Below are 18,996 nucleotides of genomic sequence, written 5' to 3' on the forward strand. Positions count from 1 at the left end.
CCACCCGCCGCCACCGCGATCACCCCGCCGGTGGTCGTGACGTTCCGCCCGCCCCCTGCCGGCTCCGCCGGTACGCCGTCGGCTCAGGATCCGGCCCGCGTCGTCAGCATGGCCTGAAGTACCAGGCGGGCGCCCAGTCGACGTCCCGCCACTGGTCGGCGACCGGGTGGGAGGGAGTCAGCATGGTGAAGGTCGAGTTCATGCGGATCGCCACCGCGTTGCCTGACTGGTTGTTCCTGATCCAGCCGCGGCTGTACCAGTTGTACAGTGAATAGTCCCCACACTGGTACAGGTCCCAGATCTTCCAGGTGTTGATGCGATCGTCCTGGTAGTCGAGTACCGCGACGCAGACGCGCTGGTACGGGCAGCTCGGCAGATAGGAGGGCGCGCTCACACCGCGCGCTCCCGTGGCGTAGTGCGGTGCGGGAACGCCGGGGCCGCCGATCGTCGGGTTCGGGTCGAAGGCGGCGGTGGTCCCGATCTCGGCATGTGAGGCCGGTGCGGTGAGCGGTATCAGCAGGGCCGCGAGCACCAGGCCGATCACGGTTCGTAAACGCACGAGGATTCCTTCCGTCGGTTTTCCTGCCGTGCCGATCGTGTCCCGGCGTTCCGGCCGGCTCCAGGGCTTCGATCGGGCATCGGCCGGACATTTCCCCTCGGCCGCCGTCGTAGGGGTTCCGGAGCGCCCGGGCGGCAGGCCGCCGGAGGAGGCGGGGCCGTCAGGGAACCAGGACGAGACGGCCGCGGAGGCCGCCCGCGGCGAGGCGCTCGTGGGCCTCCGCGGCCCGGTCGAGCGGGAGGACGCCGGCCACCCGGTAGGTCAGCCGCCCGCCGTCCGCCAGCTCGACGAGCTCGGCGAGCCGGGAGCCGTCGGCGCGGATCCAGACGTTGGTCACCCGGGTGCCGCGCAGCGGGACGGGCGCCGCGCCGCCGAGCACGGCCACGAGGGAACCGCCGCCGCGCACCGCGGTGAGGGCGGCCGTGCCGACCGCCGCGGCGTCGACCGCGCCGTCCACCCCTCCCGGCACCAGGTCCCGTACGGCGGAGCCCAGCTCGGCGTCCCGGGGCACGAAGAACTCCGCGCCGAAGCCGCGGACGAGCTGCTCGTCCCCGGCCCCGGCGACGGCGACCACCCGCAACCCCCGTGCCACGCCCAGCTCGACGGCGTAGCCGCCCACCCCGCCCGCGGCGCCGGTCACCAGCAGGGTCCGCCCCTCGGTCAGGCCGGCGAGGTCCAGCGCCTGGTCGGCGGTGAGGACGTTCAGGGGCAGCGTGGCGGCCTGCGTCGCGGTGGCGTGAACCGGGGCGTGGGCCACCGCCCCGGCGTCCAGCACGATCTGCTCGGCGTAGGCCCCGAGGGGGAGGTCGAGCCGGTCGGCCAGACCGATCACCCGGTCACCCGGCGCGAATCCCCCGGCCCCGGGACCGGTCTCCTCGACCACTCCGGCCACGTCCCAGCCGATTCCGTGGACCTCGCGGCGTTCCGCCAGCCCCCCGGCCACGAGCGTTCCGGCGCGGACCGCCGCGTCGACGGGGTTGACGCCCGCCGCCTCCACCCTGATCCGCACCTGGCCGGCGCCGACCGGCGGCACGGGCACCTCCTCGATCTCCAGGACCTCGGGACCGCCGAACGACCGGACCACCACCGCGCGCATCACTGCCTCCTTCGTCCGCACCGGTTCCGGCCGGTGCGCCTGACCAATGCGACGAACCTAAGGAGTGTTACTCTCCACCGGGAAGTACGCACGTCGAGGTGCGTAACGCACGGGAGGGAGCGCCATGGCGACGCGGACGGCCGCCCAGCGGCGCGAGGAGGCACGGGCCGCGTACGACGCCTACCTGGCGGCCTGCCCGGCCAGGGAACTGCTCGACACGATCAGCGACAGGTGGGTCAGCCTGATCCTGAACGCGCTGGCCGACGGCCCGCTGCGTTACAGCGATCTGGGCCGGATCATCGCGGGTGTCAGCCAGAAGATGCTCACCCAGACCCTCCGTGGCCTGGAACGCGACGGCCTCGTCTCCCGTACGGTGACCCCGTCGGTCCCGGTCCGCGTCGACTACGCCCTCACCGACCTCGGCCGGGACCTCCAGCCGGTCATGCGGGCCATCAAGCTGTGGGCCGAGAGCCACATAGAGCAGGTGCACGACGCCCGCGAGTCCTATGACCGCCGGTCCCGGGAGAGCCAGAGCTAGAAGGCCCCTGAAGACCTCGCGTTCCGGCCTCGCTCCTTCCGGGATGAGGCCGGATCGATCGATGCGCGGGGTGAGCGGGCTGGAGAGCCGGCCGGGCCGGCTCAGCACCTCCATTCACGTGGCCTGGTGGAAGACAAGCTCGCCCGGTCGAGGTCGAGACCCGTCTGGTCGCTGGTCACTGGGAGGGCGATCCGGTGATGGGCAGCCGTCCCCCGGCGATCGCCACCCTGGTCGAGCGCACCAGCCGCTACGTGGTGCTGGTGGCGCTGCCCGATGGAATCAAGGCCGCGCAGGTCCGGCCGCATCTGACCCGCGTCTTCACCGGCCTGTCGCCGCAGATGCGCCGTTCGCCGACCTGGGATCACGGCCGGGAGATGGCCGAGCATCGCCTCTTCGGCAACGACACCGGTGTCCCGGTCTGCTTCTGCAAACGGCGCAGCCCTGGCAGCGAGGGACCAGCGAGAACACCAACGGGCTGCTACGGCAGCATCTGGCGTAGATATGATGGTTGGGCATTTGACGATGATTGGCAGATCTGATCGACCAGTTCCCGCTCTGGGTTACCCGCATTGTGATAGCACCGTCGATGGCTCCGACAGAGCAGAATGGATTGGCGGCGTGGTCGACCAGCCGGAGATCGACATAGTTTGAGCCGGGTCCCAGCCCATATGCCTTCAGGTTATCGTCGGAGGCCGTCTTCGTTGCCACGAGTGCGCCCGTCCTTGCGTTGTAGACGGTAGTGGCTCCAACGGCCCCATGGCCGCCGACGTCCTTGGTTTCCCGGTCCATTACGGCGCTCAGCGCTGTCCGGAAGCGCGAGGATGTCCAGTCGTACGACCGGTTGTCTCCCCCGAACTGGTAGCCCCTACCGTACTCGCACCCTATGGGAGGCGCGTCAACCTTTGCTTGTGGAATGAACGTTTCCCAGGGCACCGTGGTCTCGCCTTCGGCGGCCGCAGCAGAGGACCGGATGTCCGCATAGCGCCCCAGGGTGTCAACTTTCTCTTCTCCCGCCTTGGTCTGGGGGGCAGTGATCTTCATGCCCCGGACGGGATGAGTTCCCTTTGTGAGCGACGCCGGTGTGACGATGTATTGATGCGTTGCTCCGGGAGTGATCTTTGAGTCCTGATAATAGTCCACCCCAGGACCGAGGTCCGCGATCTTTACATTGTCGCGGACAATCGTTTGTCCCTGGGCGTCGCCCTGCGCTGCCCAAGAAATCTCTACGGCCTCTGGTGGGCGCACGTCGTCCACACCGCCTGGCGGCTGATCACCCGGCAGGGCAAAACCGTTCTGGCCGACATCGAGGCCGTTCCCCGCGACCGGGCCGGGCGCCGACGAGACGCGCGCACCGGCATCACCGGCCCGTCGGAGGTACGCATCGTGCACGTCCATGCCGCCAGCCACCCACCGGCCTCGGAAGGCGGCTCGTGGGACGAGCGCACGCGAAACCCCTGGTATTACTGGGGCATGCCGGAAGAGACCGCACGCTCCGCGATCGACACGTTCATCTCCGCGTTCAACGCCTCGGACGACAGCCATGTGACCGCCCTGCTCTCCCAGGCCCTGACCTCAGACGTGGTCTTCTGGGGGCCGTTGGGTCGCAGCGAAGGAATCGGGGCGGTCGAGCGGTTCGTGCTGGACATCCGACGCCACCCGGCGGGGACCGGCACGATGGTGCGCTGCTCAGCGGTGGACATGCCTGACGAATGGGCCCGGTACCAGTGGGTCTTCACCACGCCTGATGGAGGCCCCCGCCTGGCGGGAACGGATGTCGTCCATCTGCGACGGAGCCTCATCGACCAGGTCATCGTCTTCGCGGGGGAGATCGAGCCGTTCGCCTCCTGAGTCATCCTTCTGTCGCTGTCCTTCTCCTGAACCTGCCCCGTCGGCATTCGGAGGCTGCCGTTCGCGGTTGGTCAGGCCGCAGTGTCGAGGGGGCGTCCGCCCCAGCGAATGCCCTTTTCGCTGCGGGTGCGGGCGCGTTCCTTGCGTTGGGCGGCGAGTACGTCGAGGTGGCGGGCGTTGGTGTTGCGCCAGCGCAGGTAGCGGTGCAGTGCCTGGGTTCGCGCAGGGTGGCTGCGGCGGTGGGAGTCGGCCAGGGTGAACTGCCGCGGGTGCGGCGGTAGGTCGCCGGCAGCCGGTTTGGCTTGCCCTGCTTCGCCCAGCAGGAGCCTGCGGTGGGCCGGATCCCCAGGGGCCTGAACTCGTCGAAGGCGAAGACCGGGTCCGGGAAGCGTTCCAGCACCTGCTCGATCCGGTCGAGCTTGGCATCGCTGCGGGCCGCGATCCGCACGGTGGTCAACAAGACGCTGGAGGTGCGCGACGTCTCGTTGTGGGGGCCGGGCACGGCGTGCGCGTCGGACTCGCGCAAGTTCGGTTCCTGGTCGGCGAACTTCATGACCGAATGGCACCAGCGCTACGGCGGTGCCGGGATCATGGTGTATTGGCATGTAGAACGTAAGAACGTGTGCATCTACAGCCAGGTACGCTCCACCACGGACTCCGAGGTGGCCTCGATGATCGAGGACTTGCTCCGTCACCTGACCAGCGCGGAGATCGATCGCCAGTACACCGATGCCCACGGAGCTTCGATCGTTGGTTTCGCGTTCTCGCACTTGCTGGACTTCAAGCTGCCGCCCCGGCTGAAGAACATCGGCTCGGCCCGCCCGTACCGGCCGGGCCTGACCGAGGGCGAGGCCTGAGCGCCCAGGTTCAACAGTCAGACGATCCACTCTGAGCCTTGGATCCACGGAGCCGAATATGGGCGAGAATGCCCTGAAAGAGGGAGTGGGTCTGTCGGGACGCTCACATGATGTCTCGCCGCAACGGGGCCGCGACGGCGATGGCAATCGCGATCAGGGCATAGCCGACCAAGACGCCACCGCCTGCCGGCGCGGACAGGAGTCGGGCTGCAGAGGTACCGGTCTGACTGGCCACGGCATCCGCTAGATAGGTGAAGCCGGTCAGCGCGGCAGTGGCGCCGCCCGGGAGATACGGATAGAGCACTTTGATTCCCGGGACGAACATCAACACGGTCTCGATCATGTAGAAATAGGCGCCGACGGCGACGAGAGCGGTCACCTGGTTGCGGAGGAGAGCGCCCACGGCGACGCCCAGCAGGGTGTAGACCGCCATGGTCAGGGCGATGCGGGCCAGCAAGGCCGCGACCATGACGGTCGGCAGGCCAAGCGTGATGCCCTTGAGCATGGCCACGCCGAACAGAGCGCCGCCGGCCACAGCCGCGGCTATCGCGCCGTAGGCGAGCCCAGCCCCGGTGTAGATCGCCAGCTTGGCTGCCAGCCAGGTCCAGCGTCTGGGAGCGAACAACGTCGTGGTGGTGATGGTCCCGTGCCGGTACTCCGAGGACACGGCGATGGTGCCGAGCAGAGCGGGGGCGAAGACGGTGAAGCCCAGCAGGCCCAGCAGCACGTGGGTGCCTTGGGCGGTGACCAGCCCGGGCAGCGGAGGAGTGAAGTTTTCCGGCCCGACAAGTGCGAGCAGGCCGATGAGTGCTCCGCTGCCCAGCGTGGCCAGCAGACCCCACAGCCAGAGCCTGGTGCTGGTCAGGCGTGTCCATTCCGCGGCGAGGAGTGCGGTCATCGGGAACCTCCGGTGAGGTGCAGGAATGCCTGTTCGAGGGTGGGACGTTCGGGGGTGATCTCGTGCAGCGTGACGCCGTGCGAGGCGGCCGCGTCGGCGACCTGCGCGGTGCTGAGGCCGTGGATGCGAAGGAGGTCCGGTTGCGGATGTTCCACCCGGACTCCGCTCGCCATCAGCCTGGCCGCGAACAGGTCCGCTTGCGGGGCGCGGACCAGCACGGTGGCTGTGCCGTACAGGCCGGTGATGGGTCCGGTGGTGACCAGCCGTCCGTCGCGGATCACCACCACGTGGTCGGCCATGTGCTCGATCTCGCCGAGCACATGGCTGGAGATGAGGATGGTGCGGCCGTCGGTGGCCAGCTCGCGGACGAACTGCCGCAGCCAGGCGATGCCTTCGGGGTCCAGGCCGTTGCTCGGTTCGTCCAGCAGCAGCACTTGGGGGTCGCCGAGCAGCGCGGTGGCCAGGCTGAGGCGTTGCCGCATGCCGGTGGACAGGGTGCGCGTGGGGCGGCCGGCGAAGGCCGACACCCCGGTCAGGTCAGCGACCTGGTTGACCCGGGCCGTGCCGTGCCGGCCCATGCGGGCGTAGACCCGCAGGTGGTCGTGGGCGGTGTGGGCGGGGTGGAAGCCCGCGCTGTCCAGCACGGCTCCGACGGTGGCCGACGGGTGGGGCAGGTCGGCGTAGCGGTGACCGCCGAACGTGGCGGTGCCGGAGGTCGGCGTGACCAGGCCCAACATCATCCGCATGGTGGTGGTCTTGCCGGCGCCGTTCGGCCCCAGGAATCCCGTCACGATGCCCGCTTCGGCCTCGAAACTGAGGTCGGTGACGGCACTGATCGGCCCGAACGCCTTGGTCAGGCCCTGCGCCTCGATGTTCATGCCATCACCGCGATCAGCTGGCGCTGAAGCTGTTCGGCGCCCGGAACACTGAGGATCAGCTCGTCGTGGCCCGGCACCCGGCTCTTCAGGACGATCCGCAGGCCGCTGACCTCCCGCCGGGCGGCGACCAGGCGCTTGACGCCGGTCAGGGACGTCCAGATGCCGACCTTGATGACGCCGGAGACGAGCAGGCCGTAGTGCGTGCCCGTGGCAGCTCCAAGCGGCCGGTCGAGCAGGTGCACCTCAGCGATCGCCGTCAGCGGCACGCTCACAGCGCCGGTCCTGGTGAACAACCGTGCCCATGGGGCGAAGCGGATGGTCAGCGTTTCCTGGTGGATCTCTACCTGCAGCATGATGTGCCCTTCAAATGCCATCTGTTCTATTAGTTGTATATCAGATAGAGTTGCCGTGTGCAGCTGACCCTTGACCTCGACAGCGAGGTCCCGATCTACCAGCAGATCCGGGACCGGATCGTGGAGGCGATCGCTAGACGGCAGGCGCGCGAAGGCGACCCGTTACCCTCCACGCGGCAACTCGCCGCGGATTTCGGCATCAACTTTCATACCGTGAGCAAGGCCTACGACCTGCTGCGACAGCAGGGCGTGATCCGGATCAACCGCAAGAGCGGCGCGGTCGTACGGCGTGATGCCGCCACTGGCCCGCCCGAGGCCCCCTTTATCGATGACTGGGAGGAACGCATGCGTGTGCTGCTGGCAGAAGCCACCGTTCATGGCATGGACCGGCAGGATGTGCTGCGCCGGTGTGAGGCGCTACTGATCGGTTTCGAGGAGGGCGCGTGATCCTGGTCCTTTGCGCCAGCGTGATCCTCATCGCGCTGGTCACGTCCCTGATGCTGGCGCTTCCGGCGCTGGCCAGGCCCACCCTGCCGTTCGGAGTGCGCGTGGGCATCCAGCGGGTGGGCGATCCCGTCATCGTCGCGGCGCGTCGGTTCTACGCTCGCCTGACCGTCCTGGTGGCTGTGATCGCTGCGGTGGTCTCGATCCTGGTGCTGCCGCTCTCGGGATCCGCCGGCGCGATCGGCCTCACCACGACGGTGGTGATGGCCGTGGACCTGCTGTTGTTCTACCGCGCTCATCGCATGGTCCGCGCCGCCAAGCTCGCCGGCGGGTGGGCGGCCGAGCGTCGTCAGGGCGTCACCGTGGACACCACCTTCCGCACCGACCCGGTTCGCGTGCCGTGGTTGTGGAGCCTTCCCGCCCTGGCCGTGCTGCTGCTCACCGCGGGCATCGGCTGGGCGCGCTACGGCGGACTGCCCGCCACGCTGCCGCTGTCTTTTGGGTACGGCACAGCCTCCTCACAGCGTGAGCCGACAACGGTGCTGAGCGCCTTCCAGCCGGTGATCTACCAGATCGCCGTCATCCTGATCGTTCTCGTCACGGTCCTGGCCGTGCTGCGCGCCCGCCCCGACCTCGATGCCGCCAGACCCCAGGGCTCAGCCCGCCGCTACCGCACCTACCTGCGCGGCGTCGCGACGATGTCGCTGCTGTCGGCGGCCTGCCTGAACCTCAGCCTGTTCTTCGCAGGTCTGCGGCTGTGGGAGATCGTCACCCCTGCGATCGTCTGGGAGGTGGTCGTCTTCGCCCCGCTCATCGTGCTGCTGGGCGGCTGGCTGATCTGGGAGATCAAGGTGGGCCAGGCCGGGCACCGGCTCCCCGCCCGGCCAGGCGAGGAACTGGAGGACTCCGGGGTCGGCCCGCGCGAGGACGACCGCCACTGGTTCCTCGCCGGCGCCGTCTACGTCAACCGCCGCGACCCGGCCCTGCTCGTGCACGCCCGTCTCGGCTCCTCCTCGTGGACCCTCAACCTCGGCCATCCGATCGCCTGGCTCCTGCTCGGTGTCCTCGCTGTTGCCTTGATCGTGTTCGCGGGGCTGGCGCTGGCAGGCGTCGTTGATCTGCCGGAGAAGCACAGCCTCTTCTGATGATTTGCCGGTGCCATGTCCCGGCTCAGCTCGGAGGTATACGCGTTATGTTCAGAGGCTCCGGGCCCCCTACTGGCGGGTGTCGGCGCTGAGCGGCGAGCGCCTGGAGCATCTGATCGGATGACGGCTACGCGTTCGTCGTGGGCTTCGCCTTCGGCTGCCTATGCACAGTGGTGTCTTTGTCTAGGCGGCCGTAGACGGTGGAGCGGGGCACACCGAACAGGTCAGCGATCTGCTGGACGGTCTTGACTCGCGCGTCGCACAGCTCCTGAGCCAGCGTCGCCTGTTCGGGGGTGAGGCGGGGGCGACGGCCCCCGACCCGGCCCCGCGCACGGGCGGAGGCCAGGCCGTCCATCGTGTCAGCGACGATCAGCTCGCGCTGCAACTCGGCCAGGACCGACAGCATGCCGAATCACCGGGCCCATCACGGCTGCCGGCGGGCACCGGCCGTGGGGACCGGCGCCCGCCGTCCGATCTAGGATCGGGTCATGCCCCTGACCGTGAACGACGTCGACCGGTTCGAGGCGTCCAGGCCGCGCCTGGAGGCCATCGCCTACCGCCTCCTCGGCTCCGCCGGTGAGGCCGAGGACGCCGTGCAGGAGACGTTCCTGCGCTGGCAGGCCGCCGACGTCGAGCGCGTCGAGGTGCCGGAGGCATGGCTGACGAAGGTCCTCACCAACCTGTGCCTCAACCAGCTCACCTCCGCGCGGGCACGCCGCGAGACGTACGTGGGCCAGTGGCTTCCCGAGCCGCTGCTCGCCGGGGACCCGATGCTCGGCCCGGCCGAGACCGCGGAGCAGCGCGAATCGGTCTCCTACGCGGTCCTCACCCTGATGGAGCGCCTCTCCCCCGGCGAGCGGGCGGTGTACGTGCTGCGGGAGGCCTTCGACTACCCGCACCGGGAGATCGCCGAGATCCTCGGCATCACCGAGTCCGCCAGCCAGCAGACCTTCCACCGCGCCAAGAAGCACGTCGCGGACGGCAGGGCCCGCGCCGAGATCGACGAGGCCGCCGCCCGGCGGATCGTCGAGGAGTTCCTCGCGGCCGCCGCCAGCGGTCAGACCGAGCCGCTCGTGCACCTGCTCACCGGGGACGCCGTCGCGATCGGCGACGGCGGCGGCAAGATCCCGGCCCGTGCCAAGGCGTTCGAGGGCGCCGTCGCGGTCGCGAAGTTCCTGCGGGGCCTGCTCAAACCCGGCGGGGCCAAGCGCGCCCTGGTCGGCGGCTCACCCGGGATCTACGCCTGGACCGCCAATGGCGAGCCCGCCATCGTGGCCGTCGTGGACGGCCGGGTCGTCGGCGTCACGTGCCTGGAGGTCACCGCCGAGGGCATCGTCGCGGTCCGCAACCAGATCAACCCCGACAAGCTCGAACGCGCGACCGCGCGCTGGGCGGCGGCCGACCACGGGAAGCCCCTGTTCACCATCTTCTGAGCGCGATGTGATGTGCTTCACACCGATTTCCTGTCAGGAAACGGGGCCGCCCGGCTCAGGAGGCGAAGCCGCACACGACAGGAGCAGGGAAATGCAGCACCGCATCCTCGTTCTCGGAACCGGATACACAGGAGCCGTCGCCGCCGACGGCGGGACCGTCCCGGCCGCGGTCACCGTGTGGACCACCGGCTTCGCGGTACACCCGATCCGCGAAGGCGACCACCCTGGAGGTCACCGGCACCGGTCAGATCGTGGTCGACGCGACCATGCGCTCGGCCTCGCACCCGGACGTGTACGCCGTCGGTGACGCGGCCCTGGCGATGGGCCCCGGGGACAAGCCGCTGCGGATGTCGTGCGCCTCGGGAACGCCCGCCGCATGGCAGGCCGCCGCCGCGATCGCGGCGCGCCTGACCGGCGGGAAGCTCCCGAACGTGTCGATCCGCTACTTCAACCAGTGCATTTCGCTGGGCCGCCGGGACGGCCTGATCCGGTACGTCACCGCCGACGACCGCGCCGTGCGGGCGGTCCTGACCGGGCGGCTCGCCGCCGTCTACAAGGAGCTGATCTGCGGGAGCGCCGCCTGGGGCGTCGCCAACCCGACGCTCGGGATGCCGACCCGGCGCCGCCGCGTCACGCGGGAGCGGGCCGCGGCGGGCGAAGCCGTCAAGGCGACGGCGTAGACCGGTGGCGGGACGGGCACCCCGTCTTCTTCGCCGATCCGGCCCGACGCCGCGGGCGGACCGGCGAAGGAGGCGGGACGCCCGATGAGATGATCCGACCATGGAAACAGGAACGCCGACCGCGATGGTCACCGTCCCCGCCGGGCAGGTGACGCTGTCGGACCGGCGGACGCGGCGCAGCTGGCCGGTCGAGCTCGCGCCGTACCGGCTCGCGGCCGTCCCGGTCACCCGGGCGCTGTACGAGGAGGTCACCGGCGAACGTCCGGGCACCGCGCGGGGCGACCGGCTGCCCGTCGATGGCGTCTCGTGGCAGGACGCGGTCCGGTTCTGCAACACCCTGTCCCTGCGTGCGGGGCTCACTCCTCCGTACCGCCTCCGTCCCGGCGGGGAGGACGTCGAGTGGGACGCCTCCGCCGACGGGTACCGGCTCCCGACCGAGGCCGAGTGGGAGCACGCGTGCCGGGCCGGTACGACCGGCGCGCGCTACGGGCCGCTCGACGAGATCGCCTGGCACCGCGGCAACTCGGGTGAGCGGATCCACGACGCGGGCGGCAGGCGGCCCAACGCCTGGGGCCTGTACGACATGCTGGGCAACGTCTGGGAGTGGTGCTGGGACGTCTACGACCCCGAGGTCTACGGCTCCTACCGGGTGCTGCGCGGCGGCGGGTGGTTCGACGAGCACTGGAGCTGCCGGGCCTCGGTACGGCGCCGCAGCCACCCGTCCCTCAGGATCGACGACGTCGGCTTCCGCCTCGCGCGTACGGCGTGACCGCCGCTCTCCCGAAGGCCGGTTCCCGGACGGCGGGGCCTGGCGCGGTCACCGGTCGCCGGTGAGCCTGCCGTCGGTCATGGTCAGGACGGTGTCGACCAGCGGCAGGGCCGAGGCGTCGTGGGTGACCATCACGGTCGCCAGGCCGTTGTCCCTGGTGAGCTCGGCCAGCAGGGTGACGATCCGCTCGCCGCGCTGGTGGTCGAGGGCGCTGGTGGGCTCGTCCACCAGCAGGACACCGGGGGCGTTCATCAGGGCGCGGGCGATGTTGACCCGCTGGCGCTCGCCACCGGACAGCTGGTGGGGCCGCCTGCCCTCCTTGCCGGCCAGGCCGACGGCGTGCAGGAGTTCGCGGGCCCGCGGGGCCGCGGCGGCGGGCCTGGCGCCCGTGAGGTGGGCCATGACCAGGAGCTGGTCGAGCGCGGTCAGCGCGGGCAGCAGGTTGGGCTGCTGGAAGACGATCCCGATGTGGTCACGGCGGATCCGGGTCCTGGCGGCCTGGCCGGCGTCGGTGACGTCCGTCCCGGCCACCGACACGGTGCCGGAGGCGGGGCGGATGAGCGTGGCGGCGACGGCCAGCAGGCTGGACTTCCCCGAACCGGACGGGCCGACGACCGCGGTGAACTCGCCGGGCGCGACCGCCAGGTCGACGTGGTCCAGGGCGGTGAGGACGCGGTCGCCGTCGGGGTAGGTCAGGACGACGTCGGTCAGCTTGAGGGTCATCGGGAGGCTCCCAGGGCGGTCAGCGGGTCGACGGAAGTGATCTTTCGGATGGCCAGGGCCGCGCCGGCCGCGCCGAGGACGACCATCACGGCCACGGGGACGACCGTGGTGGCGGCGGACAGCACGAAGGGCACGGCGTCCCCGGCCAGCGCGCCGAGGGCGGCGCCGAGCAGGCCGCCGAGACCGGCGCCGAGCAGCAGCACGATGACGGCCTGGGCGAGCGCGTCGCGCAGCAGGTAGCCGGTGCCGGCACCCAGCGCCTTGAGGACGGCGACGTCGCCGCGCCGCTGGATGGTCCACACGGTGAAGAAGGCGCCGATGACCAGTGCGGAGATGGCGAACAGCAGGCCGCGCATCAGCTGCAGCGAGCCGTTCTCCGAGGTGTACGAGCCGATCGCGGCCGGCGCGTCGGCCAGCGGGACGGTGACGGTGCCGAGCCGGGCGTCGGCCGCGGCGAGATCGGCCCGGCCGCCGGCGCGCAGGGCCAGGACGGTCGCCGCGGTGCCCGGGCCGGTCTGGCCCCGCACGCCGGCGGCCCAGTCCTCGATGGCGATCCAGGCGACCGGGGCGTGGCTGTAGGAGGCCGGACCGGTGCTGCCGGCGACGGTGAGGTCCCGGCCGAGCAGCCGCACCGTTCCCCCTGCGCCCCCCGCATCCCCCGCGGACAGGTCGCCGTCCTCGGCCAGGGCCTTCGACAGCACCACGGTGCCGGGGCGCAGCGACCGCGGGGCGAGGCTCCCTCCGGGCTGGACGGCGAAGACGGCCGCGGCGGCGCCGCGGTCGCCGCGGGTCAGGCGGGCCATGGACACGCCCAGGCGTTCGGCCCGGACGCCGTCGAGGTCCCGCCAGGCGTGCCAGGTGCTCTCGCTGATCCGGCTGTCGGCGAAGGAGGGGTCGCCACCGCCGGCGAAGACGATGTGGTCGGCCGGCAGGTCCTCGACCGCGGAGACGTTCTCGCGGGCCAGGCCGGCGGTCAGTCCGGACAGCATGGTCACCAGCAGCGTGATGAGCACGACGACGGTCCCCATGAGGGCGAACCGCCCCTTGGCGAAACGCAGGTCTCTGAGCGCCACGAACACGGCGCATCCCCCCGGTCGGTTGTCGGATGGTCCGGGTCTCTCCCGGCGCCCGGAGTCCGGCTCCGGGCTCTTCCCGACGTCCGGAGGCCGGATGCCGGGGCTTCTCCCAGCGTCCGGGATCCGGCCCGCGCGGCGCGTCGTGCCCGCGGCCCGCACGGGGTCACCCGTACGGTGACCCGGAATACACCTTTTGGACGACGCGACGGGCAGAATTTTTCGCCTACTCTGAGCGAGAAATGATGAACTATCCGTTTCCGCCGGCGTTGCGGCTGCTGCGGTGGACCGTCCACGGCACCTTCGCGGCCCTGCTGGCCGTCGCGCTGATCGGCCTGCTCCGCCACGGCCACGGACCCCTGGCCGCGGCCGGCGTGCCGCTGGGCATGCTGTACGCGGCGGGGATCGTCATCGAGGGGCGGCTGCCCCGCTTCGGCGGCCGCGCGCACCTGCTGCTGGGCCGGATCTGGCTCGTGGCGATCACCCTCGGCTGGGCCGGGCTGGCGCTGACGGCCCCGCAGTACGTCTGGCTGGCCTTCCCGCTGTTCTTCGCCTACCTGCACCTGCTGCCGCCGCCGGTCGCCCTGCCCGGAGTGGCCGTGCTCACCGCCGCCGCCATCGCCGCGACCGGCTGGCACACCGGCGGCCTGACCGGGGCCCAGGTGGTCGGCCCGGTCGTCGGCGCGGTCGTCGCCACGCTGATGGGCCTGGTCTACAAGGCCCTGCACGCCGAGAGCGAGCAGCGACGCAGGCTGATCGACGACCTGGTGCGCACCCGGGACAGGCTGGTCGAGGCCGAACGCGAAGGCGCCCGCCTGGCCGAGCGGGAACGCCTGGCCCGGGAGATCCACGACACCCTGGCCCAGGGGATGTCCAGCATCATCCTGCTGCTGCGCGCCGCCCGCGGCGACCTGGTCCGCGACCCGGAGCTGGCCGGGGCGCGCATCGACGAGGCCGGGCGCGCCGCCCAGGACAACCTGGAGGAGGCGCGCAACTTCGTGCGCGCCCTGGCGCCACCCGCCCTGCAGCACTCCTCGCTCACCGCGGCGCTGCGCCGTATCAGCGACGCGGCGGTGGCCGGCACCGGCACCGAGGTGCGCTTCGAGGTGTCGGGCACCCCGCTGCCGCTGCCCGCCGACTACGACCAGGTGCTGCTGCGCGTCGCCCAGGGCGCCCTCGGCAACGTCAGCCGGCACGCCGCCGCCCGGCACGCCGCGGTCACCCTCACCTACCTCGACGACACGGTCGTGCTCGACGTCGTCGACGACGGCCGCGGCTTCGCCCCCGGCCGGCCCGCCCACCCCCGCGAGGACGACACCGGCCGCGGAACCGGCTTCGGCCTGCGCGCGATGCGCGACCGCGTCACCACGCTGGGCGGCGCTCTGACCGTGGAGTCCGTCCCCGGCGAGGGAACCGCGATCGTGGCGGCCCTGCCGCTGCCGGCCGGGGGCGCGTCATGACGGCGGTGATCCGCATCCTGCTGGTGGACGACCACCCGGTGGTCCGCTCCGGGTTGCGCGCCATGCTGGCCGGAGAGGACGACTTCGAGCTGGCCGGCCAGGCCGCCACCGGGGAGGAGGCCGTCGAGATGGCCCGCCGTCTGTCCCCGGACGTGGTGCTGATGGACCTGCGGCTCGGGCCCGGCATGCACGGCGGCGAGGCCACCCGCCGCATCGTCGCCGCCGGTGGCCCGCGCGTGCTGGTGCTGACCACCTTCGACACCGACGCCGACATCCTGGCCGCCGTCGACGCCGGCGCGACCGGCTACCTCCTCAAGGACGCGCCCCAGCACGAACTGCACGCGGCGATCCGCTCGGCCGCCGCCGGCGGCAGCGCCCTGGCCCCCAGCGTCGCCTCCCGGTTGCTGGGCCGGATGCGCGCCCCCGACACCACCCTGAGCCCCCGCGAGCTGGAGGTGCTCACCCAGGTCGCCGACGGCCTGTCCAACCGGGAGATCAGCAGGCGGCTGTTCCTCAGCGAGACCACGGTCAAGACCCACCTGGTGCGCATCTACGCCAAGCTCGGCGTCGACTCGCGCACCGCCGCGGTGGCCGCCGCCACCAGGCGCGGCCTCATCCGCCCCGCGTGATCCCGGCCCGCGCATCCCGGCCCACCTGAGCCCGGGCCGCGCGATCCTGGGCCGGAGCCCGCGCCGCTCCGGCTCTCCCGTACCCGGCCGAGGTCCGGAGGGGTCAGGGCGCGGTCAGTGCCGCTTCGAGGGCCGAGCCGTTGCGTTCCAGCCAGGCCTCGCGGCGTTTGATCTGGTCGCCGACGCCTTCGTCCCACATCCTCGCCCAGCCGCCGCCCCGCTCCTCCGCGAGCTGCCTCATCGAGAACCACGACCGCCGCGCGCGCAGCACGGCCACCTCGACGAGGCGGGAGCGGTCGGTTCCCGACATCCCGTAGGCGTCGGCGAGGATCCGGCAGCGGCGCGGCACGTCCAGCCCGCGCAGCGGCGGGTCGGCGTCGGCGGGGTCGCCCAGCGGCGCCCAGTGCAGCATCGCGTTCAGCGGCTCCTCCACCCGGGCGACCGGTTTGGCCAGGTCGAAGTCGATCAACGCGACCGCCCGGCCGTCCCGGAAGACGATGTTGTCCGGCGTGTAGTCCATGTGCCCGACCAGCTCGGCCGGGTAGCGCGGCGCGGGCGGCGTTCCCGGTCTCTCCGAGACACCGGTGCTCGGGCTTACCCCCTCGGGGACGGTGAAGCCCGCGACGGCCTCGTCGTAGTCGCGTACCAGGCGCCCGACGGAGGCCAGCCGCTCCTCGTCGGCGACCCACTCCGGCCGGGGCCGCCCGGCGACCTCGCCAGGGACGAAGGTCAGCACCTCGCGCCCGGCCGCGTCGATGCCGAGGAACCGCGGAGCGCCCGCGAACCCGACCTCCTCCAGGTGGCGCAGCAGCGCGTGGACGAGCGGGGCGTTGGGGCCGACCGGGCGGCGCACCGTGTCGCCGACGCGCACGACCCCCTCGGTGACGTCCCCGCCGACGAGCGGGATCTCGGGCTGGGGCTCGGCCGGTTCGGCGTACGTGACGGGACGCATGGAGATCATTGTCCCCCGAGACCTCCGGGGGAAGGCCCGCTTCGGCGGTCCTCCGGGGGAACGCCTGTCTCCGGAGACTCCCGGGGAAAGGCCCGCTCCCGGGCCCCGCGGGAAGGTCCGCTTCCGGAGCCGGGGGACCGCTTCCGGAGCCGGGGAGGTCCGCTTCGCCGTCGTTCAGCCGCGCAGGGCGGCGGTGAGCTCGTCGGTGCGGGCCCGGCTGCCCCAGAACCACTCCACGTGGGCGTGCCGCCGCCGCTCGGCCAGCCAGTCGTCGAAGATCCGCCCCGCCACGAGTCCCCGGGTCACCTCGTCGAGCACCGCCGGCTCCACGGCCAGCACGTACGCCACGCACAGCCCGCCGTCCGGCAGCGGCGCGGGCCCCAGCACCCGGCCGGATCGCGCGTCCGCCGCCGGGGCTCCGAAGAGCGCGGTCAGGTCGCCCCGTCCGTTGGCCTCCATCCGGCAGGTGGCCGCGCCCGCCAGCACCTCGGCGGTCGCCAGCGCCACGGGATCGGTCCCCTCCCCCGCGCCGCCGGGCCCCGCCGCCCAGGACCGCGCCGCCCCCGCCCCCGTGCCCGCCCCGGGTCCGGCTCCGGCGTCCGATCCGTCGCAGGCGCCGGACCCGGCCGGCCGTACGGCGCGCAGCCGGGCGGCGGCAGCGGCGGCGCGATCGGGGTCGGCGTAGCGCAGCCGCAGCACCCGCAGCCGGTCGAACTCCGCGCGGTGGGCGGCGAAGAAGTCCTCCACCCGCCCCTCGGCCACCTCGCGGCGCAGAGCGGCCACCGCCGCCTCGGCCGCCACGATCTCCTCCAGGCGGGCGTGGCTCAGGCCGCGCTCGGCCATCCACCGCCGCGTCGCCTCGGCGGTCAGCAGCCCCCGCGCCCGGCGGAAGGCGTCCATGGCCTCCTGCAGCCGGTCGGCGGCCGGGTCCGCGCGCCGGACGGTCAGGGCCTCCTCCACCAGCGCGGCGTCCACCAGCCGCCTGGCCAGGCGGGCGTCCTCCCACAGCACGTCGAGCACGGAGACGGCCCGCTCCATCGTCGTCTCCACGCCGTTGACGCGCAGCAGGAGCTGCTCGCCGGAGCGCTGGCTGCCCCGCAGCGGCCACGGGATCGCCCGGTCGGGCGCGAACGACAGCGAGACGCATCCCCCGGTCTCCGGGAACAGCAGGTCGTAGTGGTACTCGCCGGTGGCGGCCTCGCGCTGCCACAGCAGCCGCGCCCGCGTCCGCGGGTGGCGGTCGCGCAGCCGCGTCAGCCGTTCCTCGGCGGCTTCCGGCTCCAGGCCGTCCAGCCCGCGCAGCCACTCCAGGGCGTCGTCGAGCAGGCCGGGGGACGTGATCGGGGACACGGGTCAGGCTCCTTCCAGCAGCAGATCGCAGACGGCCTCGCTGATCGGCAGGCCGGTCAGCTCCTCGGCCCACAACCACTGGCCGTTGGGGTTGACCTCCAGGAACACGTACCGGTCGTCCGGGGTCAGGATCAGGTCGAACGCCCCGAAGACGAGCCCGAGGCGCTCGGTCATCGCCACGCACCGCCCGGCGACCTCGTCGGGGAGGCGGTGCACGCCGTACGGAGTCGCCTCGAAGTCGTAGCGGCGCCAGTCCACCGCCGAGCGGTTGCTCTCCTGGGAGTGGATCTCGGCCGCGAACACCCGGCGGCCGACGACGGTGACCCGCAGCTCCAGCCGTTTGGGCACGTACTGCTGGGCGATGACCGGGCAGAACCGCAGCGCCCCGGCGTAGGCCAGGTCGCGGGCCGGGACGATCTCGCAGTGGCGGGTGACCGTGTGGCCCGCGGCGAGGTTCTCCACCCACGGCTTGCCCATGGGCTTGGTGACGATGCGGCCGTCATGGCGGTTGGCGAAGTCCCACAGGGCGTCGGCCCGGGTCGCGATCAGCGTCTCGGGGATCTCGAACCCCAGCTCGGCCGCCAGGGCGAGCTGGGACGGCTTGCCGGACGCGCGGCGGAGCACCGACTCGCGGGCGGGCACCTGCCTGCACGGCAGGTGCTCCCACAGGTCGGTGACCAGGTGTTCGCTCTCCCCCGCGGTGTAGGCGGCCACCGCCGGGTCGGTGAGGTCGGGATGCGCCGCGTGGGGGGACGGGCGCCGCCACCACAGCGCGGTCAGGCCGTCCAGGTCCAGCGTGCCGGAGGCGGTGTGCAGCAGCCGCCGGGTCAGGCCGCGGGCGGTGTAGGCGAGTTCGAAGTGCGCCGAGGTGAGGTGGTCGCGGTTGTCGAAGACGGTGGTGCGGGCGCCGCGCCCGGCCAGCAGGCCGCGGACGCGGTCGGCGTGCGGGTCGTGGGCGCCGGTGAGGACGAGGACATGCGGGGCTGACACGGGTCTCCTTGCGCGGCGGGAATGCCTCCGCGCGGGCGGGGTGACGGGGAGACGGGGCCCGTACGGGCTCGGGACCCTCCGGGTGGCGGGGACGACCGGCCGTGGCCGCCGCCCAGGTGGGCGGGACGGCGGCCACGGCCGTCCCTCAGTCGGTGCCGCAGTAGCCGGGCGGGTCGGCGTACCAACCGGTGGTGATCTCGACCTTCTGGCCGCCGCTGATGCCGCTCAGCGCGCTCTCGTCCAGTTCGGCGCCGGCCGGGGCGATGTCCCCCAGCTCGGTACGCGGTGCTCCGTTCATGGAACGTTCCTCCTTTTCGCAGT

At 72.1% G+C, this 18,996-nt stretch carries 22 protein-coding genes and 2 pseudogenes; 11 read left to right on the plus strand and 13 right to left on the minus strand.

The genetic code is table 11. The features are described 5' to 3' along the window. Nucleotides 1–103: 103 nt before the first annotated feature. Nucleotides 104–559 carry a hypothetical protein gene (locus ACQP10_RS21530; RefSeq protein WP_389998589.1) on the minus strand — a complete coding sequence of 152 codons (456 nt, stop codon included), beginning with the start codon at nucleotides 557–559 and terminating at the stop codon, nucleotides 104–106. A 160-nt stretch (nucleotides 560–719) separates the two neighbouring features. Next, nucleotides 720–1,655 (minus strand): NADP-dependent oxidoreductase, encoded by a 936-nt coding sequence (locus ACQP10_RS21535; protein WP_433539586.1) that lies wholly within the window; start codon nucleotides 1,653–1,655, stop codon nucleotides 720–722. A 124-nt stretch (nucleotides 1,656–1,779) separates the two neighbouring features. On the opposite strand from ACQP10_RS21535, the gene ACQP10_RS21540 reads away from it, so the two are divergent. From ACQP10_RS21540 to ACQP10_RS21550, 3 genes and pseudogenes are all read left to right on the plus strand, one after another. Next, nucleotides 1,780–2,193: a winged helix-turn-helix transcriptional regulator gene (locus ACQP10_RS21540; RefSeq protein ID WP_346020982.1), complete on the plus strand. Its 414-nt coding sequence runs from the start codon at nucleotides 1,780–1,782 to the stop codon at nucleotides 2,191–2,193. Between the two features lie 134 nt (nucleotides 2,194–2,327). Beyond that, nucleotides 2,328–2,689 (plus strand): annotated as a pseudogene (locus ACQP10_RS21545) (IS30 family transposase); the annotation flags it as partial. Between the two features lie 974 nt (nucleotides 2,690–3,663). Beyond that, nucleotides 3,664–4,041 (plus strand): nuclear transport factor 2 family protein, encoded by a 378-nt coding sequence (locus tag ACQP10_RS21550; RefSeq protein ID WP_346021731.1) that lies wholly within the window; start codon nucleotides 3,664–3,666, stop codon nucleotides 4,039–4,041. Nucleotides 4,042–4,112: 71 nt separating this feature from the next. On the opposite strand, the pseudogene ACQP10_RS21555 reads toward ACQP10_RS21550, so the two are convergent. Next, nucleotides 4,113–4,468, minus strand: a pseudogene (locus ACQP10_RS21555) (IS630 family transposase); the annotation flags it as partial. A gap of 43 nt (nucleotides 4,469–4,511) precedes the next feature. On the opposite strand from ACQP10_RS21555, the gene ACQP10_RS21560 reads away from it, so the two are divergent. Beyond that, complete coding sequence (locus ACQP10_RS21560; protein ID WP_433541934.1) at nucleotides 4,512–4,898, plus strand: Tn3 family transposase; 387 nt, start codon at nucleotides 4,512–4,514, stop codon at nucleotides 4,896–4,898. A 103-nt stretch (nucleotides 4,899–5,001) separates the two neighbouring features. Here the strand turns inward: ACQP10_RS21560 and ACQP10_RS21565 are convergent, their stop codons facing one another. The 3 genes from ACQP10_RS21565 to ACQP10_RS21575 are packed head-to-tail and all read right to left on the minus strand — an operon-like array spanning nucleotide 5,002 to nucleotide 7,027. Further along, nucleotides 5,002–5,796 carry an ABC transporter permease gene (locus tag ACQP10_RS21565; RefSeq protein ID WP_389998601.1) on the minus strand — a complete coding sequence of 265 codons (795 nt, stop codon included), beginning with the start codon at nucleotides 5,794–5,796 and terminating at the stop codon, nucleotides 5,002–5,004. After that, a complete protein-coding gene (locus ACQP10_RS21570; RefSeq protein WP_433539587.1) occupies nucleotides 5,793–6,674 on the minus strand; it encodes an ABC transporter ATP-binding protein in 882 nt (293 codons plus the stop codon). Before ACQP10_RS21570 ends, ACQP10_RS21565 begins: the two co-directional genes overlap by 4 nt. Beyond that, the gene (locus ACQP10_RS21575) at nucleotides 6,671–7,027 is read right to left on the minus strand and encodes a hypothetical protein (RefSeq protein ID WP_433539588.1); all 357 of its coding nucleotides are present in this window, start codon (nucleotides 7,025–7,027) and stop codon (nucleotides 6,671–6,673) included. The genes ACQP10_RS21570 and ACQP10_RS21575 overlap by 4 nt, the downstream gene beginning before the upstream one ends. A gap of 57 nt (nucleotides 7,028–7,084) precedes the next feature. On the opposite strand from ACQP10_RS21575, the gene ACQP10_RS21580 reads away from it, so the two are divergent. Beyond that, nucleotides 7,085–7,474, plus strand: coding sequence for a GntR family transcriptional regulator (locus ACQP10_RS21580; RefSeq protein ID WP_346020977.1), 390 nt, complete (start codon nucleotides 7,085–7,087; stop codon nucleotides 7,472–7,474). Then, a complete protein-coding gene (locus ACQP10_RS21585) occupies nucleotides 7,471–8,616 on the plus strand; it encodes a DUF1648 domain-containing protein (RefSeq protein WP_399500911.1) in 1,146 nt (381 codons plus the stop codon). Before ACQP10_RS21580 ends, ACQP10_RS21585 begins: the two co-directional genes overlap by 4 nt. 127 nt (nucleotides 8,617–8,743) lie before the next feature. Here ACQP10_RS21585 and ACQP10_RS21590 read toward each other — a convergent pair whose 3' ends face one another. After that, a complete protein-coding gene (locus ACQP10_RS21590; RefSeq protein ID WP_389998614.1) occupies nucleotides 8,744–9,022 on the minus strand; it encodes a helix-turn-helix domain-containing protein in 279 nt (92 codons plus the stop codon). A gap of 82 nt (nucleotides 9,023–9,104) precedes the next feature. On the opposite strand from ACQP10_RS21590, the gene sigJ reads away from it, so the two are divergent. From sigJ to ACQP10_RS21605, 3 genes are all read left to right on the plus strand, one after another. Next, a complete protein-coding gene (gene sigJ, locus ACQP10_RS21595; RefSeq protein ID WP_433539589.1) occupies nucleotides 9,105–10,049 on the plus strand; it encodes an RNA polymerase sigma factor SigJ in 945 nt (314 codons plus the stop codon). A gap of 251 nt (nucleotides 10,050–10,300) precedes the next feature. Next, nucleotides 10,301–10,729, plus strand: coding sequence for a hypothetical protein (locus tag ACQP10_RS21600; protein WP_433539590.1), 429 nt, complete (start codon nucleotides 10,301–10,303; stop codon nucleotides 10,727–10,729). Between the two features lie 100 nt (nucleotides 10,730–10,829). After that, nucleotides 10,830–11,498, plus strand: a complete 669-nt coding sequence (locus ACQP10_RS21605) for a formylglycine-generating enzyme family protein (protein ID WP_428837518.1) — start codon at nucleotides 10,830–10,832, stop codon at nucleotides 11,496–11,498. Between the two features lie 48 nt (nucleotides 11,499–11,546). Here ACQP10_RS21605 and ACQP10_RS21610 read toward each other — a convergent pair whose 3' ends face one another. Together ACQP10_RS21610 and ACQP10_RS21615 are read right to left on the minus strand one after the other, a co-directional pair. Then, nucleotides 11,547–12,221 carry an ABC transporter ATP-binding protein gene (locus ACQP10_RS21610; RefSeq protein ID WP_399500907.1) on the minus strand — a complete coding sequence of 225 codons (675 nt, stop codon included), beginning with the start codon at nucleotides 12,219–12,221 and terminating at the stop codon, nucleotides 11,547–11,549. Next, a complete protein-coding gene (locus ACQP10_RS21615; RefSeq protein WP_389998624.1) occupies nucleotides 12,218–13,300 on the minus strand; it encodes an FtsX-like permease family protein in 1,083 nt (360 codons plus the stop codon). The genes ACQP10_RS21610 and ACQP10_RS21615 overlap by 4 nt, the downstream gene beginning before the upstream one ends. 239 nt (nucleotides 13,301–13,539) lie before the next feature. Here ACQP10_RS21615 and ACQP10_RS21620 point away from each other — a divergent pair, with 239 nt between their 5' ends. Next, complete coding sequence (locus ACQP10_RS21620; protein WP_346020970.1) at nucleotides 13,540–14,754, plus strand: sensor histidine kinase; 1,215 nt, start codon at nucleotides 13,540–13,542, stop codon at nucleotides 14,752–14,754. Next, a complete protein-coding gene (locus ACQP10_RS21625) occupies nucleotides 14,751–15,383 on the plus strand; it encodes a response regulator transcription factor (RefSeq protein ID WP_346020969.1) in 633 nt (210 codons plus the stop codon). The genes ACQP10_RS21620 and ACQP10_RS21625 overlap by 4 nt, the downstream gene beginning before the upstream one ends. Nucleotides 15,384–15,486: 103 nt before the next feature. Here the strand turns inward: ACQP10_RS21625 and ACQP10_RS21630 are convergent, their stop codons facing one another. The 4 genes from ACQP10_RS21630 to ACQP10_RS21645 form a co-directional block, all read right to left on the minus strand. Next, nucleotides 15,487–16,335, minus strand: coding sequence for a phosphotransferase (locus tag ACQP10_RS21630; RefSeq protein WP_346022190.1), 849 nt, complete (start codon nucleotides 16,333–16,335; stop codon nucleotides 15,487–15,489). A gap of 174 nt (nucleotides 16,336–16,509) precedes the next feature. Then, nucleotides 16,510–17,685 (minus strand): TIGR04500 family putative peptide maturation system protein, encoded by a 1,176-nt coding sequence (locus tag ACQP10_RS21635; RefSeq protein WP_433539591.1) that lies wholly within the window; start codon nucleotides 17,683–17,685, stop codon nucleotides 16,510–16,512. A 3-nt stretch (nucleotides 17,686–17,688) separates the two neighbouring features. After that, nucleotides 17,689–18,675 carry an MvdC/MvdD family ATP grasp protein gene (locus ACQP10_RS21640; protein ID WP_346022192.1) on the minus strand — a complete coding sequence of 329 codons (987 nt, stop codon included), beginning with the start codon at nucleotides 18,673–18,675 and terminating at the stop codon, nucleotides 17,689–17,691. A 145-nt stretch (nucleotides 18,676–18,820) separates the two neighbouring features. Further along, on the minus strand, nucleotides 18,821–18,973 hold the full coding sequence (locus ACQP10_RS21645; RefSeq protein WP_346022193.1) for a hypothetical protein: 153 nt from the start codon (nucleotides 18,971–18,973) through the stop codon (nucleotides 18,821–18,823). Nucleotides 18,974–18,996 lie beyond the last annotated feature (23 nt).

Source organism: Streptosporangium sandarakinum, assembly GCF_050942225.1.
GTDB lineage: Bacteria > Actinomycetota > Actinomycetes > Streptosporangiales > Streptosporangiaceae > Streptosporangium > Streptosporangium nondiastaticum.